The following is a 16,087-nucleotide window of genomic DNA, read 5'->3' as shown; positions in this document are numbered from 1 at the left end:
CGGGTTAAAACCACAGCCCGGCTTCCGGAATATCTAATTTGTTAAACAAGTCACTAAACAAACCTGAATTTTTTTGAGTTGGGTAGCATTTAAATTAAGTTCGGTGCCCAATTTCTTCAACTCGGTAAGTTAAAATAAAATAATCCTTGGTCCTGCTACATTTTTGCATTAAAATTTTTGCGAAATGTACCAGAAATCAATAAAACAATATTATCCAAAAATGATCTTCGCAGGCATAGCCGCCCTGGTTATTGTTGCTATAGTGTATAAACTAAAAAGCAATCAAAAAGCTGTTCAAAATGAGATCAAACAGGAGCAAAAGCCGGTTAGCTATGCAGCCCAGGCAACTTTAGTTAAAGCAATGAATTTCTCCGGCAGCTTTACCTATAGGGGGGCTGTGGAAGCGGGGAAAATTGTTACGCTAACTGCGGAAACTGATGGTAGAGTTGTTTACTCGGCGATTGAAAAAGGGAATACCGTGGCTAAAAGCTCCATTTTAGTTAAGGTGGATAAATCAACACGCTTTTCATCCTATCAGATAAGTGAGGATACCTATAACAAGGCAAAAAGTGATTACGTAAAACTGAAGGAACTTCAGGATTCAGGAAATGCTTCGGGAGCCGAGGTGGAGAACGCCAGGCTGCAAATGCAGAATGCCGCTTCTCAGCTCAATATTAGTAAAAAGCAGGTTGGCCAGACCTTGATACTGGCCCCGGAGAGCGGAACGATTATCGATAAGAAGATTAACCAGGGTGAATATGTTACGCCCGGTACCACACTGGGGGCAATTGCCTGTTTGAATGATGTGCTGGTTAATGTTTTTGTACAGGAAACTGAAGTTGCCCGGCTGAAAAAGGGCAGCGCGGTAACTATCCGGGCAGATGCCTACCCGAGCACAATGTTTACCGGTAAAATATCGGCCATTATCCCCGTGGCCTCAGCCGCCAAAACCTTTCCGGTGGAGATCAGGATTGTTAATAACAAGCTCAACAGGCTCTTAGCTGGCATGAATGTTTCGGTGGCCTTTGGTGAAGATGAGCGGGTAAACACATTAGTAATACCCAGGAGCGCCTTAATTACCGATCATAAACAATCAGCCGTCTATCTTATTCACCATTCACAGTACCCGGTGCTCACGCCTATTGTTACCGGAAAAGAATACGATACTTACCTGAGTGTATCAGGCGGACTAAAAGCCGGAGATACCATAATGACAGCCGGGTTGCTTAATGTGGAGCCCGGCAAAAAGTTGCAATGGCTTACGGTTAATAATTAAGCTGTTTTATCAATTTTCATCACTCCAAATTTATTTTTATGAGTATTACCGGACTGGCTATTAAAAGGCCGATCTTATTTATCGTATTCTTTCTGATCCTGGGTGGATTGAGCGTCATCAGCTACCAGAACTTAAAATATGAACTATTGCCCAACCTGGCTACGCCAACCATTACGGTTATTACGGCATACCCCGGCGCGTCGCCGGAGGATGTGGAAAACAGTGTCACCAAAAAAATTGAAGATGCAGTCTCCGGTGTGAGTAAAAGCAAAAAGGTTAATTCACTATCGGCAGATAATCTGTCTGTGGTTTCTATTGAGTTTATGGCCGATGCAGACCCTGACCTGGCTATGCAGGAAGTACAGCATTCGGTAAACGGCACCCTCGCGGACTTTCCCGAAGGTGTTAGGGCACCAGTGCTGGAAAAATTTAATGTAAATGATCTTCCGGTTTTAAAGTTGGCGGTAACCGCCTCCGTTACGCCAACCGAATTGTATGACCTGGTTAATAACCAGCTTAAACCGAGGCTGGCCCAGATTAAGGGTGTTGGCAAGGTGAAAATTCTTGGTGGTACACCCGAAGAGATTAAAGTACTGGCTAAACAGGATAAACTGATAAGCAACGGCATATCCGTAACCGATCTTTATGAAACGATCCGCAAGGCAAACGCAGACTACCCTGTTGGAACGATCAAAGATAACGACGCGCAGTTTGGCGTTAAACTGGGCGGCAAACTCACAGATACCAACCAGGTAGGTAATTTAAAAATCAAAAACTATCCCGATGGCAGCAGTCTGAGTGTGAGAGATGTTGCTACGGTACAGATCGGCCATAAGGATGAAGAAATCAGCAGCCGTCTTAACGGCCAGTCGTCCATAGCACTGTTTATCAATAAACAATCCGGAGCCAATGCCGCGGAGGTGACAAAAGTAGTCCGGGAAGAGCTAAACAAGATCGAGCTGGAATACGCCGGTAAAAAGATCAAATTCAATGTAGCTCAAGACAGTTCGGAGTTTACGCTGGAGGCCGCACACCAGGTATATGATGACCTGGGTATCGCCATCCTGCTGGTTGCACTCGTGATGCTGGTTTTTTTACACAGTATCCGCAACTCGCTCATCATTCTGGTTTCCATACCGGCATCTCTTTTTAGTGCTTTCATTATGATGTATGCGCTGGATTATTCCCTTAACCTGATGACTTTATTGGCGATGAGCCTGGTAATAGGCGTATTGGTGGACGACTCAATCGTAGTGTTGGAGAATATCTACCACCACCTGGAAAAAGGAAAGGCCAAACGGGATGCCGCGCTCGATGGGCGTAATGAAATTGGCTTTGCAGCTTTATCCATCACGCTGGTTGATGTGGTGGTGTTTTTACCAATGGCGCTGGTGCCTGGCCTTGTTGGCAGCTTAATTAAGGAGTTTTCGCTGGTTATCGTTGTATCTACGCTGTCGAGCCTGGTAGTTTCCTTTACGCTTACACCGATGATCGCTTCGCGATTTGCCAAACTGGAACATTTAAGCACGAAAACAATTTTTGGCAGGGCAAGTATTTGGTTTGAAGCCAGAATGCATGAGCTTACCGAGGGATATGGCAAGCTGCTTAATTGGGGGCTGAACCATAAAATTGTGATAGGTATCATAGCCATGGGTGTTTTTGGCAGCTCCTTATTACTGCTTACCTCCAATATTGTTGGTACAGAATTTCTCCCCGCGGCAGATAAGGGCGAACTATCCCTGTTCGTCGATCTGCAGCCCGGCACCAAACTGGCCGAAACTGATTCAACAGTCCGCATTATTGAAAATAAGCTGAAAGCGATTCCGGAGGTAACCAAAGTGTTTTCTAATATAGGATACCAGAACGATGGCTTTAATGAAAAGTACAGTTCGAACGTTGCAACGATTAATGTGACCCTTGTGCCGTTAACGGAACGGAAGAAAAGCCTGTCCCAATTATCCCGGCACCTGAAGGCATTATCTATGGAGGTTGCCGGTGTTAAAAGCAGGGTTTCACCTATAGGCCTGTTTGGCGCAAACGAGGCACCGGTACAATTGCTGATCACCGGAACCAACCGCGATAGTGTGAATTCCGCGGCATCAGCTATCCTAAATGCTATCCGCAGCGTAAGCGGACTGGTTAGCCCGAGATTATCTTCCGATTTAGGTAAACCGGAACTGAAGCTGGTTGCAGATCGTGATAAAATGGCCAGATTGGGCTTAAACACGGAAACGGTAGGCGATGCGTTACGTATGGCAGTTTATGGCAATGATCAGCTGAAATTTCGCGACAAGGACAAGGAAACGAATACCCGGATACAGCTGGATGTTAATGACCGTAATAAAACAGACCAGTTAACGAAGCTTACCTTTATCAATGCAGATAACCAGTTGGTGTATTTAAGCCAGTTTGCAAAAGTTGTTCCGCAATCGGGTCCTTCGGACCTTGAGCGTCGGAATAAGCAACCCAGTATCACTTTATTGGCCCAGGTTTCGGGCAGGCCGGTGGGGGATGTGGGTGAAGATCTCAAAAAAGAGATTGATAAACTCCAGGTGGGTAAAGGTATCAAAGTATTATATGAAGGTGACCTGGAATTACAGGATGATTCCTTTACCAACCTGGGTATGGCCCTGCTGGTATCCTTCATCCTGATCTACCTGATCATGGTTACCCTTTACAATAACTGGCTGTTCCCTTTCGTGATCCTTTTTTCTATTCCGCTGGCTATTTCAGGTGCTCTGCTGGCTTTGGCGCTTACCGCCAGGTCCATGAATGTATTTTCCATATTCGGACTAATCATGATGATGGGCCTGGTAGTAAAAAACGGGATCTTGCTGGTTGATAAAACAAATGATATTCTAAAAGATGATACAGGCACAACCGCTAATGTAAACGAAGCGCTGATTGGAGCCGGTAAAGCCAGGCTCCGCCCGATATTGATGACTACATTGGCTATGGTGATTGGTATGTTGCCATTGGCACTTGCAAATGGTGCTTCCTCGGCATTCAGCAGCGGCCTGGCCTGGGTACTGATTGGCGGGCTGAGCAGCAGTATGTTCTTGACGCTGGTGGTTGTGCCTGTGGTTTATAATACGCTGGTTAGGCTGAAAACAGGCTTGGGGAATTTGTGGGCTAAGGTATCTGTAAAAAAAGTAACAGGGATAGTGGCACCGGTTATAATTGGCTTAATAATCGGCTTAAATAGTGCCAGTACCGCCTATGCACAAGAAAAAATTACGCTTTCCTTAAAACAGGCAGTTACTACGGGTTTAAGTGCCAACCAGCAGATTAAACTGGCAGAGATCGAGACCTGGAAAGCAAAGTATAGTTTAAAAGAAGCACAGTCTTATCAGTATCCGCAGGTGGGGATCACGGCAGACTATACCCGAAACATTAAACCATCGGTTTTCTTTCTCCCAACATTTGGTGTTAATGCTGCTTCGCAAATCACCTATGACGATAAACACCTCCAGCCGATAACTTCTTCGTCCAAAAATGCTTTTACAGGAGATATTAACGTAAGTATGCCGCTTTTTAATGAAGAGGTTAGCGGAAATGTGAAGACCGCGCATTTGAACGAGGGGCTTAATAATGCAAACCTGGAGCTCAGTTGCTGGGAACTGGCAGACGAGATCAGGAAGGCTTATTTCAATATTTTAATTGCCCGACAGAACCTGGTGTTGACTAATGCCGCCTTAAACCGGTCAAAGCGCAATCTCAAAGACAGCCGCCTGTTATTCGGTAAAGGCTATGCCAATAAAAGCGACACCCTTAATGCCTGGAGTAATGTGGAGCTGATGAAGATCAACAATGGTAAAGCGGGAACAGCTGTAGCGCAATCCGGCAACTACCTAAAATCTCTTTTAAATCTATCGCTGGATAAAGAGATCGAGCTTACAGATACCGTGGGTACGGAACTGTTAGGTAAGTTAACCAATGTAGTGAATGACACGGCATTAATTAGTACCAAAAGACCAGATTTTCGGGTCAACGACTGGAAAACACAAATCGCGCGCCAGCAGGTTAAAAATGAGCAGTCAAAATATTTGCCCTCACTGGCTTTTGTGAGCCAGTATTCTCTACAGGCACAATCGGATAATTTTGATTTCAGCAGTTATAATGTACCCAACAGTTTTTATGTGGGTATTCAATTGAGTATACCCGTCTTCACTGGGTTTCGCACGGATGCCAGGGTGAAACAAAGCAAATTTGCACTGGAACAGGTAATTGCCGAGCGCAGTTTAATGGAGAACCAGGCGAATCTGCAAGTTCGCAATAATCGCCTGGCTATCGCCGAAAATACCGAAAAAGTAAAAGGCCAGCAAAACATCAGGTTTGCCAGGCAACAGGCATTGGCCTTTATTGAGGCAAGGTGGCAAAAGGGCTTCGCCAAATACACCGATGTTGCCGATGCAGAATTGCAGCTGGTTCAGGCAGATAACGATTATACCCAAAGCGTTTTCGAATACCTCACCGCAGTTGCCGGTTATTACAAAGCAACGGGGCACATATTTTAAAATCTTTTTAGGCCAGCTTGTATTTCACCAATCGGCGGTAATAATACCGCATCAATTAATCTCCTTTATGAAAATTAAATTCTGTATTACGCTGATGTTTGTCGGCACATTAGTATCTACTGTGCGCGCACAAAGCAATGATGATCCTACAGCCCGAAAATTGTACCTGGATTTCGGAGGGTCTGTCGGCATTTTTATTCCATATGACCAGGTCAAAAACACTAACACGCTGCTTGGCTCCAATGCAATGACCGCCCTACAGCTCAACTATCACCAAAACTATTTCATCAAATTTCAATTCGGTCAAACTACAGTAGATTTTCAATCTCAAAACGATTTCGGCACCATCAACTCGCTGATTAACGCTAAAGCAAACAGTACTAACCTGGGCTTAAATATCGGTTACCAGCACAGCTTTGGCCGGTGGCAGCCATTTGTTCTGGCAGGTGCTGGGGCATCCTTTATTGATGTTCCTTCTACGTCGTTTGTTAATGCGTCTATTACCGTGAATTACACAACCTTTTCGGGTACTTATCTGTATATCAACGCTGGCGGCGGTATCAATTTCAAGGTATCCAAATCATTTATATTTTACCTGGAAGGCCAGGCATCAACTATTCCCCAACTTCCCAATAAATCAAGTACGCATTTGAGCGGTATCAGCACCATGATCGGTATCAAAGCACCTTTATAATTCATCCTTAAATTTATCATCATGCACAAACAGGTTTTTATAACTATTCTCTTCTCCGTATTTTTCGGCTTAATTTCCCGGGCTCAACAGGTAGCCATAGCAGGTAAATGGAAAACCCCGGATAAAGATATTATCGAATTTTATCAGGAAGGGCGGGTGTTTATGGCAAAACAGATCAATACGGAAACTGAAAAAGACAAAAAAGATAACAACAAAATTATTGCTAAAGACCTGAAGCCAGTAAACGCCAAAATTTTTGAAGGTATTGTGATTGACCCGAAAGATAACAAAACCTATCATGGCCGTTTCACGATCAGCGAAAATGGTACAGAATTGAATCTTAAAGTTAAATGGGGCTTCCTGAGCTTTAATGAAACCTGGACGAGGATGAATTGATGATGATATTTTGTATAGTTCTCCCTATTTTAGCATATGCACAAACACAGCTATAGGTTATATAGAATATATGGCTATCCGGGCTTCGGCGTGGTATTATATCTTATCCTGGTACTTATCAACCCCGCCACCCGTGTTTTTAACAGTTGGCGATATTATGCGTTTGGTGATTTTATACTCGAATTTATGTTTAGCGTTGCTTATGCTGGTGCCCTTTTTGAAACGGGTATACAGCTTACCGCCTTTCTTAATAAATGGTATCCATGGGACGGACGCATCAAAAGCAGGTTTTGCCTACAGTTTTGGATACATATCATTGTTATTTACATGGTGCTGGTTTTGTTTTTTGAAATTAAGTTCCCTAATTATTTTGGTTATGACGAACTGATGTTCAGACAAACGGTTATTGTAGGTATCATTTTTTCGTTGCTTATCACCGCTGTTTTTGCAGCCGAGTATTTTTTTTACCAATGGAATGATGCCAGACTGAAGACGCTGGAGATGGAACAGCTAACAACGCAGGCTCAGCTTGATGCACTAAAGCTGCAACTTGATCCGCATTTCCTGTTCAATAACCTTAGTATCGTAACCGCGTTAATAGAGGATCAGCCACAGGTTGCCATTTCTTACGTCGCTAAATTGTCGTCTATTTACCGGTATATGTTAGCCAATAGAACTCAGAATGTCATCGCTTTAAAAGAAGAACTGGAGTTTATCAAAGCTTATTTATTTTTATACCAAATTCGGTATGGGGACGGTATTTGTGTACAGATTGAGGAGAGTGAGCATATCGTCCAGTACTGTGTGCCTCCTTTAACCTTACAATTACTGATAGAAAATGCCATTAAACATAATGTTTTTAGTACGGACTCGCCGTTGAATATTCACATTTACTTCCCTGATGGAAAATTGCTGGTTGTGGAGAATAATAAAACACCTAAAGCCGTCAATGAACCAGGTGCGAATATGGGCCTTAAAAATATTAGGGAAAGATACCGATTGTTGAATAGCCCGGCGCCTGTTATAACCGATACCGACTTTTTTTTCAGGGTAGAAATCCCGTTAATTAATTTGAATAATTAAAAAAAAATCTGATGTTAAATGTTTTAATCATAGAAGACGAGTTGCCTAACATACAGAGGCTCAAGAAAATGCTTCATGTTTTAGACCGTGACATTACGGTAATAGCAAATCTTCAAACGGTTCATGACAGTATCCAATGGTTGAAAGCGAATGAGCAGCCGGATATCATTTTCATGGATATCCGGCTAACGGACGGGCTGAGCTTTGAGATATTTAATCATGTACAAATTACCTCACCGGTGATTTTTATTACAGCTTACGATGAATATGCATTAAAGGCCTTTGAAGTAAACGGTATAGATTACCTGCTGAAGCCTTTGGAAGCCGATAAACTGGCAAAAGGTATTCGTAAGGCGAAGTCTATGGCAGGTATCGGAAAGGATGAGAGTATACTACAATTGGTTAAAAGCATGCAGGCCAAGCAGGCCATCTACCGCAACCGTTTCTTAGTGGCCTACCGGGACAAGTATATCCTGGTAATGGCCGGTGAAATTGCTTATTTCACTTCCGAAAATAAAGCCACTTTTCTAATTATGTATAACGGACAGCGGTTGATGATCGATCAGACACTGGAAATTCTGGAAAAGGAAATGGACCCTGAGATTTTTTTTCGGGTTAGCCGCCAATTCATTGTTTCTTTAAAAGCTATCCATAAAATTCATCAATCTTTTAACGGGCAGTTAAAAATCGAACTTACACCCGCCCTGGATGAGGCTATCCTGATCAGTAGGGAAAAATCAGCACAATTAAAAAAATGGTTGGATCAGTCAGCCTGATATATTTGTGTAGCTTAACGGAATCCATTGCTGCGGCAATAGCGTTGGTTCTTTTGTGGGTTGGGTGGGCATTTTCGGCATTTATTTCTGGCAATATTCCCAAAGCTATGTCTGGCCCAATAAAAAGTAATCTCCGGTAATCCTTCAATATTACGTGATATTGTCCTTTAATTCCCGGTTAACGGCTCTATCCAGATGGTATATCGTTTTATAATTAGATAAAAGGCGCAAAAGTGTTATTGTACTCAACAAGTAGTTTACAATTTCGACACGTAATGGTAGGCCGGGACTACATGCACAACTTTACCATTTTTCTCTAACCTATCGGTTTGATCAAGCGTAACTATAAAGCCTTCGTGAGCGGCGAAAAAGGTAAGTGCTTCAACAACACCATCCAGTTCACGGTTTATATTATCAGGGTTTAATTCGAAACAAACTTGGACGGCTTCCACTAATTTGCTGTTATTGATGATAACGAAATCGCATTCATTTTTTTCGGCAAAATAATAGATCTCTCGATATTTTTGACGTAGGTGCAAGTAAATCAAATTCTCGAACTTTCGTCCGTTATCTTCCGAGAAGGAGCCTGAATTAACATTAATCAGCCCCGTATCTATGGCATAAACTTTCCTGGGATTAGCGATTTGCTTTCTTAAAGAGTAGCTAAATTTTGGTACAAATTGTAATAAATACGAATATTCCAGGTGGGATAGATATTCCATTACCGTACTGGTTGACCCTATTTCAAAAAGCGTTTTAAGCCTGTTACCGGTGATTAATTTTGAAACATTAGACAGTAGATAGAACGCCAGCCGCTTCAATGTTGTAACATCCCTTATGCTGTATCTCACTGCGATGTCCCTGATCAGTATGTCCTCGAATAATTGGTTTAATATTTCAGGTATTCCTTGCTTTAAATATTCTGGGAAGCCACCCAATTCTAAATAGCTCAACAAAGAAGATTTATCATAAGATAATTCTTTAAAGGTGCAGAATTCATGATAAGAAAAAGGAAAAAGTTCTTTTGTGATATGCCGCCCAGTTAATCTGGTACCTAACTCTCTGCTTAATAAAGAAGCGTTAGAACCGGTTATCACTAATTTGTAATCTTCATCCAGCTTTTGCCTGGCATATCTTTCCCACTCCGGTATAATTTGTATCTCGTCAAAAAAAAGCACATTGCTTCCACTGGCCTTTATGGATTCATCCAGCCTGGCAAAGTCGGTAGGGCCAAATTCATAAAGCCGAGGATCTTCAAAATTAAGATAAAGCGCATCAGGATATCTTTCTTTGAGTAACTGGAAGAGCAATGTGCTTTTCCCGCATCTTCTTATTCCCGAAACAATCAATGCAAATGCCGACAGGTTTGGTAGAGTTGCCAGCGCATCCCTTTTTAGGCCTGCATCTTTTTGAGATAGGTTTGCTTTTTGTGTTTCAATAACTTGGTTAAGAGCAGATTGAAGTATCATGGTGAATTGTGTGATACAAAAGTACAAAATTGTTTGTTAGTAAAATACAATTTTATTTGATAGTAAAATACAGTTTAAAAATCGTTAATAGATAAAACATTGAGAAATAACATGTTTTTTACGCATTTAGCTAAATTAAGCGCAGATTTAGATAAACCCTGCTAACCAAAGTAGCTCATCTTTGTATAAACAGCGTGATGGCCAATAATTATGGTATCATTCCAATTGCGAGCGGAGCCTGGATTCATCCAGGTCCATTTCTCTTTCCAGCTTACGAATAACGTCCGCATTATATTCGCCATCCCGATAAAATTTAACAAGCAGCTCCCGGTTAAATTCAATAACAGATAGTTGTGCTTTTATCACCCGCTCCAGCACCGTGCCTGTTGATATTGCTGCTTCAAGCGCTTTGTTTTCTTTGAGATAATTACCTTTCAGCCAATTGAAGCGTAATTCATATAAGCGTCTAACCTGATCCACAATTTGTACGTCAGTTTCGATGCCAGAAATACGACTATTGATAAAAGCAATATCTTGATCAATAACGAGCAACCTTAATTCTAACTCTTCATCTTCTTGGTCGTTAGTGGGAATAAAGTTAAGCCATTTGATCAATAGCGGTAAGGTTAGGCCTTGCCCAACCAGGGTAATCACCATAATGATAAACGTCAAAACCAAAATCACATTCCGGTGTGGAAATGCTGTTCCCGAGGTTGTTACCAGGGGTAGTGCCAAAGCAGTTGCAATAGAAACCACCCCTCTCATACCCGTCCAGGACAACACGAGCGTGTTTTTCCAAGTAAATACCTGTTCCTGTTTTTTGCCCCGCAAACGGGGAAAGATGCTTGCCGGCATGATAAATAAAAATCGGATTCCTATAGCCGCCATACTGATGACCAGCCCGTGAAACAGTAAGCTTGAAAGTTTAAAGCCCTGGAGGTTAGTTATAACATCTGATAATTCCAGCCCTATGAGTAGGAAGATTACACCATTAAGCAAAAACGTGATCATATTCCATACCACATTAGATTGTGTGCGCCCCTGGTAAGAAAATACCCTGGGCGACTGCCAGGATATAACCAGACCAGAAACAACCACGGCAAGGACGCCAGACATATTGAAGCGCTCGGCAACCAGGTAACAAATAAAAGGGGTTAACAGGGCAAGGCAATTTTGCGCCATAGGATTGCTTCTTGCCTTTTTGAGTATCAAACAGCAGCCGTAGCCCAGCAGCCCGCCAACCACTATACCGCCAACTGTAACGGCTAAAAACTGTAATCCGGCTTTCCAAAAAATGAAGCTTCCACTCACCACGGCTGCCACCGCTGATCGGTAAATTACCAAAGCCGAAGCATCGTTAACAAGGCTTTCACCCTCAATGATTGTAACTATCCGTTTATCAAGGCCCAGCCCTCTGATTAAACTGACGGCGGAAACAGCATCCGGCGGAGAAACTACTGCGCCAAGTATAAAAGCTGCGCCCCAGCCAAAACCCGGAATCAAGTAGTGGGCTACCACAGCGATAGTCATCGTAGTGCAGATGACCAGCCCTATAGCCAGCCTGGAAATGGGCCGGATAGCTGATTTAAAGTCTAACCACGAAGTGTTCCAGGAAGAGCGGAACAATAAGGGCGGCATAAAGATCAGTAAAACAACTGCCGGGTCAAGCCTAACCACAGGAAGACCGGGGATGAAGCCCACCAATACACCCGCTAAAACCAATAAAATAGGGTAGGGTATGTTCCTGATCTTACCTGCCAGTAAAGACAGGCCAATCAGCATGGCCACCATAAAAATAAATGGGGATAGATCTATCATGGGTTTTAAATATCAAAATGCCGACAGCTTTATCTGTCCCCTTGAGTTTTCGGTCGCTTACATTCCTTTGATTTCGGTAATCAGTTTTTGCAGAACATCTTTTGCATCGCCGAATAGCATATTTGTATTGGGCTGTGAGAATAGTTGATTCTGAATTCCGGCATACCCGGGTTTCATGGTCCTTTTATTAACAACAACCATTTTTGAAAGTCCTACATCCAGTATCTTCATCCCAAAAATAGGGCTTTTCGGGTCGTTCTCTGCAGCGGGATTAACCACATCGTTGGCCCCCAGAATCAAGGCGACATCGGTAGTTGAAAACTCCCCGTTTGACTGATCCATGTCCAGTAACAGGTCATAAGACACGTTAGCCTCAGCCAGCAATACATTCATGTGCCCGGGCATCCGGCCTGCAACCGGGTGGATGGCATATTTTACTTCCACACCTTTTTCTATTAATAATTTTTCTAGCTCATGACAAGTATTCTGGGCCTGGGCAACAGCCAGGCCATAACCTGGCACAATCATAATTTTTTTGGCATAAGCCATGGCGGTTGCAGCATCGCTTATACTGATCTGTTTATGTGCCTCTTCTGTTCCCGGAAGCGCATTGCTGGTTTCTCCACCAAATGATCCTACCAATACATTAGTCAAGGAGCGATTCATCGCCTTGCACATAATAATAGTCAGGATCATGCCGGCAGAGCCCACCAGGATACCGCCGGTTAGCATAACCGGATTTTGATAAAGAAACCCGCCGCAGGCGGTTGCAACACCCGTGCATGCATTGAGTAGTGAAATTACAACCGGCATATCCGCCCCACCAATGGGGAGTACAAAAAACACACCGTAACTAACCGATAATGCAAGTAAAGTGTAAAACACAAAAGAGCCCGGCATTCCCGGATTCCTGCAAAGCAGGTAAACAATTCCGAACAGAACCAGTGCTAGTACGATGAGGTTAAAGCTGTGCTGCCCTCGAAATGTATGATCCTTTACCTTACCGCTAAGCTTGCCATAGGCTACCATGCTCCCCGAAAATGACACCGATCCGATAACGAGGCCGGCAATAATGATAAGCGAGTGCAATACCGGAGATGCCTGTGCCATGTGCTCAAATTCAATGACGGAGATGAGTGCTGCGCATAAACCACCCATGCCATTGAAAATACTAACCAGTTCGGGCATAGCGGTCATTTGTACTTTGCGTGCCGCCGTTGTACCGATGACGGCCCCGATGGCCAATGCGGCGGCTATCCATACATAATTATGTAAATGTGTTCCGCCCGAGCGGTAAAGAACCAGGGTGGCGATGATGGCAATTAGCATACCGCCTGCAGCAACCTGGTTACCCCTACGGGCCGTATCGGGATGGGCCAGCATTTTAAGCCCGGTAATAAATGCTACCGAACCGGTGAGGTAACAAACTGATAATATACTTGCTTCCAGGTTATACATTGTGGCTGGTTTTTGTGGTTGTTGGTTTTCGCTTTTTAAACATTTCCAGCATCCTGTCGGTAACCACAAAGCCCCCTACAACGTTAAGTGTACCTACTACAACAGCCAAAAAGCCTATTATGAGCGCAGGGTAATTATCAGGTGCTGTCTCGCCGATGGCGATAATAGCACCGATAATGATTACCCCGTGAATGGCGTTTGCACCGCTCATTAGTGGGGTGTGCAATACTGATGGAACCTGCGAGATGACTTCGATACCCAGGAAAATCGACAAAATGACAATATAAAACATGTCAAGGTTGTCGTGAATAAAATTAAGTAAGGTGCTCATGATGAAATGGGGCTCAAGGTTGACGGGGAATTTGTTTTACTAACTGAACTTACGCAGGCTGCTCTGATGATTTCATCCTGCGAGTTAACATCTAAAACACCCTTTTCATTGATTAGCAGGCCCAGGAAGCTGGCAACGTTTTTACCATAGAGTTTGCTGGCATCTGCGGGAAGTGTAGCGGCAAGGTTGCTATTCCCTATCACGGTTACAGTTCCGCATTGAATAGTTGCGTTATCCACAGTAACTTCGGTATTGCCCCCCGTGGCCGAAGCCAGGTCGATGATAACAGAGCCTGGCTTCATTGCAGCTACCATTTCCCTGGTTACCAATACCGGAGCTTTTTTGCCACGTATCAATGCGGTGGTGATTAAAATATCTGTTTTTTTAATATGCTCTGCAATACTTGCTTTCTGCCTTTGCTGAAACTCCGCGTTTTGTTCTACCGCGTAGCCACCTGCTTTAGAAGCATCCGCTGCTCCTTCAACTTCAATAAACCGGCCACCCAGGCTCATCACCTCTTCCTTTACCTCGGGGCGGGTATCAAAAACTTCAACAACCGCGCCTAAACGCCTTGCCGTGGCTATGGCCTGGAGCCCTGCAACACCCGCCCCAATAATCATTACCTTAGCCGGTGGTACACTCCCCGCTGCGGTCATCATCATGGGTAAGTAATGAGGGAATATTGATGCCGCAAGTAATACTGCTTTATAACCGGCTATATTGGCCTGAGAACTTAATACATCCATACTTTGCGCCCGGGTGATGCGGGGAAGCATATCCAGGCTGAAAACCGTTAGGTTTTGTTGCTTCCAGGCTTCAATGAGTTGTACATTTGCTAAAGGCTGGTAAATACCAATAAGCACTTTGCCTTTTAAAAGCGCCGGGATATCATTGCCGTTGATGCTCAAAATAATGTGGGCAGTTGCTAACACCTCAGACCTTGACTTAATAATAGCACCGCTTGATGCATATTCAGTGTCAGAACAAAATGATTTTAATCCCGCACCACTTTCTACCCATACAATACAGCCGCTTTTAACCAGCGCCGCAACTTCGGCCGAAAGCATAGAAACCCGGGCCTCCAAAGACGGCTCTCTCAGTATACCTATTGTTATCATAAGTAGATAATTAAATTAGCCTTAGCAGCTCGGGTTATGGTTTGGCTATTTCCAGTACTATCCGGCCGCTGATATCTCCTTTTTTCATATCATCAAATACCGTATTGATATCTTCCAACCTGGCGGATTTGACGGTTGCTTTTACTTTTCCTTCAACGGCAAAGGCAATGGCTTCTTCCATATCCTTCCGTGTTCCAACAATGGAACCGCGGATCGTAGAGCCGTTGATGACAGTGTCAAAAATAGACAGGTCGAACGTGCCTGCGGGCAGTCCGTTTAGTGATAGCACTCCCTTGCGCCGCAGCGTGCTTAATCCCTGGCTAAAGGCAATCCGAGAGGGTGCGGTTACCAGTGTGCCGTGCATGCCACCAGTTTCTTTTTTAAGGAATGTACCCGGATCGTTTTCTTTGGCATTTACGGTAATATCCGCGCCTAAACCTTTTGCCAGTTTTAGTTTATCGTCAGAGATGTCTATCGCTGCAACATGCATTCCCATTGCTTTGGCATATTGCACCGCCAGGTGCCCTAAACCACCGATACCAGAAATAGCTACCCATTCACCGGGTTTAACGTCTGTTTGCTTTAATCCTTTGTAAACGGTAACACCGGCACAAATGATAGGTGCCATTTCTGTGAAATTTATATTGGATGGAAAGCGCGCAACATACCTGGCATCAGCCACCACGTATTCGGCAAATCCGCCATCTACGCTATAGCCGCCGTTCTGTTGACTTTCGCATAAAGTTTCCCAGCCTGTATAACAATAGTCGCAACAACCACAGGCACTGTAAAGCCAGGGTACACCAACAATATCACCCTCCTTCATTTTGTTAACACCATGACCAAGCGCTACCACGTATCCAATTGCCTCATGGCCCGGAACTAGCGGCATTTTAGGTTTGGCGGGCCAATCTCCCTGGCAGGCATGCAAATCAGTATGGCATACGCCACAGGCAATAACTTTCACCAGGATTTCGTTTTCACCCGGTTCTCTCACATTCACTTCTTCGATATGCAAAGGCTCTCCAAACGCATGGATGACGGCTGCTTTCATTTTTTTAGGAATCATAATTTTTTTATAAGTAATGGTTATAGAAAATTGGTTTTATTTTTTTGGGTTAAAGGCTAATAAAATAGGGCAATAGCCCTAA

12 protein-coding genes are annotated in these 16,087 nt (G+C 43.7%); 6 read left to right on the top strand and 6 right to left on the bottom strand.

Annotated features, from left to right (window positions below; genetic code table 11):
* The first annotated feature begins 184 nt into the window (after window positions 1-184).
* The 6 genes from BDD43_RS02175 (at window position 185) to BDD43_RS02150 (ending at window position 8,742) form a co-directional block, all read left to right on the top strand.
* A complete protein-coding gene (locus BDD43_RS02175) occupies window positions 185-1,276 on the top strand; it encodes an efflux RND transporter periplasmic adaptor subunit (RefSeq protein WP_121196101.1) in 1,092 nt (363 codons plus the stop codon).
* Between the two features lie 38 nt (window positions 1,277-1,314).
* Entirely contained in the window at window positions 1,315-5,793 is a 4,479-nt protein-coding gene (locus BDD43_RS02170; protein ID WP_121196100.1) for an efflux RND transporter permease subunit, read from the top strand.
* Between the two features lie 67 nt (window positions 5,794-5,860).
* A complete protein-coding gene (locus tag BDD43_RS02165) occupies window positions 5,861-6,487 on the top strand; it encodes an outer membrane protein (RefSeq protein WP_147425546.1) in 627 nt (208 codons plus the stop codon).
* Window positions 6,488-6,508: 21 nt separating this feature from the next.
* Window positions 6,509-6,883: a DUF2147 domain-containing protein gene (locus tag BDD43_RS02160; RefSeq protein ID WP_121196097.1), complete on the top strand. Its 375-nt coding sequence runs from the start codon at window positions 6,509-6,511 to the stop codon at window positions 6,881-6,883.
* A gap of 36 nt (window positions 6,884-6,919) precedes the next feature.
* A complete protein-coding gene (locus tag BDD43_RS02155) occupies window positions 6,920-7,966 on the top strand; it encodes a sensor histidine kinase (RefSeq protein ID WP_121196095.1) in 1,047 nt (348 codons plus the stop codon).
* A gap of 11 nt (window positions 7,967-7,977) precedes the next feature.
* Window positions 7,978-8,742: a LytR/AlgR family response regulator transcription factor gene (locus BDD43_RS02150; protein ID WP_121196094.1), complete on the top strand. Its 765-nt coding sequence runs from the start codon at window positions 7,978-7,980 to the stop codon at window positions 8,740-8,742.
* A gap of 257 nt (window positions 8,743-8,999) precedes the next feature.
* Here the strand turns inward: BDD43_RS02150 and BDD43_RS02145 are convergent, their stop codons facing one another.
* The 6 genes from BDD43_RS02145 to adhP all read right to left on the bottom strand — a co-directional run bounded on the left by BDD43_RS02145 (window position 9,000) and on the right by adhP (window position 16,005).
* A complete protein-coding gene (locus BDD43_RS02145) occupies window positions 9,000-10,211 on the bottom strand; it encodes an ATP-binding protein (RefSeq protein ID WP_121196092.1) in 1,212 nt (403 codons plus the stop codon).
* Window positions 10,212-10,427: 216 nt separating this feature from the next.
* On the bottom strand, window positions 10,428-12,029 hold the full coding sequence (locus BDD43_RS02140) for a Na+/H+ antiporter (RefSeq protein WP_121196091.1): 1,602 nt from the start codon (window positions 12,027-12,029) through the stop codon (window positions 10,428-10,430).
* 57 nt (window positions 12,030-12,086) lie between these two features.
* A complete protein-coding gene (locus tag BDD43_RS02135; protein ID WP_211339642.1) occupies window positions 12,087-13,487 on the bottom strand; it encodes an NAD(P)(+) transhydrogenase (Re/Si-specific) subunit beta in 1,401 nt (466 codons plus the stop codon).
* The gene (locus BDD43_RS02130) at window positions 13,480-13,818 is read right to left on the bottom strand and encodes an NAD(P) transhydrogenase subunit alpha (RefSeq protein WP_121196089.1); all 339 of its coding nucleotides are present in this window, start codon (window positions 13,816-13,818) and stop codon (window positions 13,480-13,482) included. The genes BDD43_RS02135 and BDD43_RS02130 overlap by 8 nt, the downstream gene beginning before the upstream one ends.
* Window positions 13,815-14,936, bottom strand: coding sequence for an NAD(P) transhydrogenase subunit alpha (locus BDD43_RS02125; RefSeq protein ID WP_246001408.1), 1,122 nt, complete (start codon window positions 14,934-14,936; stop codon window positions 13,815-13,817). The genes BDD43_RS02130 and BDD43_RS02125 overlap by 4 nt, the downstream gene beginning before the upstream one ends.
* A 34-nt stretch (window positions 14,937-14,970) precedes the next feature.
* Window positions 14,971-16,005 (bottom strand): alcohol dehydrogenase AdhP, encoded by a 1,035-nt coding sequence (gene adhP / locus BDD43_RS02120; RefSeq protein WP_121196088.1) that lies wholly within the window; start codon window positions 16,003-16,005, stop codon window positions 14,971-14,973.
* Window positions 16,006-16,087 lie beyond the last annotated feature (82 nt).

Source organism: Mucilaginibacter gracilis (assembly GCF_003633615.1).
In the GTDB taxonomy this organism is placed as follows: domain Bacteria; phylum Bacteroidota; class Bacteroidia; order Sphingobacteriales; family Sphingobacteriaceae; genus Mucilaginibacter; species Mucilaginibacter gracilis.
This window is presented reverse-complemented; position numbering and strand designations above follow the sequence as displayed.

Bases quoted from the DNA above. Each gene is read 5' to 3' on its own strand.
- BDD43_RS02175 (WP_121196101.1), top strand. From the start codon at position 185: ATGTACCAGAAATCAATAAAACAATATTATCCAAAAATGATCTTCGCA.
- BDD43_RS02170 (WP_121196100.1), top strand. From the start codon at position 1,315: ATGAGTATTACCGGACTGGCTATTAAAAGGCCGATCTTATTTATCGTA.
- BDD43_RS02165 (WP_147425546.1), top strand. From the start codon at position 5,861: ATGAAAATTAAATTCTGTATTACGCTGATGTTTGTCGGCACATTAGTA.
- BDD43_RS02160 (WP_121196097.1), top strand. From the start codon at position 6,509: ATGCACAAACAGGTTTTTATAACTATTCTCTTCTCCGTATTTTTCGGC.
- BDD43_RS02155 (WP_121196095.1), top strand. From the start codon at position 6,920: ATGCACAAACACAGCTATAGGTTATATAGAATATATGGCTATCCGGGC.
- BDD43_RS02150 (WP_121196094.1), top strand. From the start codon at position 7,978: ATGTTAAATGTTTTAATCATAGAAGACGAGTTGCCTAACATACAGAGG.
- BDD43_RS02145 (WP_121196092.1), bottom strand. From the start codon at position 10,211: ATGATACTTCAATCTGCTCTTAACCAAGTTATTGAAACACAAAAAGCA.
- BDD43_RS02140 (WP_121196091.1), bottom strand. From the start codon at position 12,029: ATGATAGATCTATCCCCATTTATTTTTATGGTGGCCATGCTGATTGGC.
- BDD43_RS02135 (WP_211339642.1), bottom strand. From the start codon at position 13,487: ATGTATAACCTGGAAGCAAGTATATTATCAGTTTGTTACCTCACCGGT.
- BDD43_RS02130 (WP_121196089.1), bottom strand. From the start codon at position 13,818: ATGAGCACCTTACTTAATTTTATTCACGACAACCTTGACATGTTTTAT.
- BDD43_RS02125 (WP_246001408.1), bottom strand. From the start codon at position 14,936: ATGATAACAATAGGTATACTGAGAGAGCCGTCTTTGGAGGCCCGGGTT.
- adhP (WP_121196088.1), bottom strand. From the start codon at position 16,005: ATGATTCCTAAAAAAATGAAAGCAGCCGTCATCCATGCGTTTGGAGAG.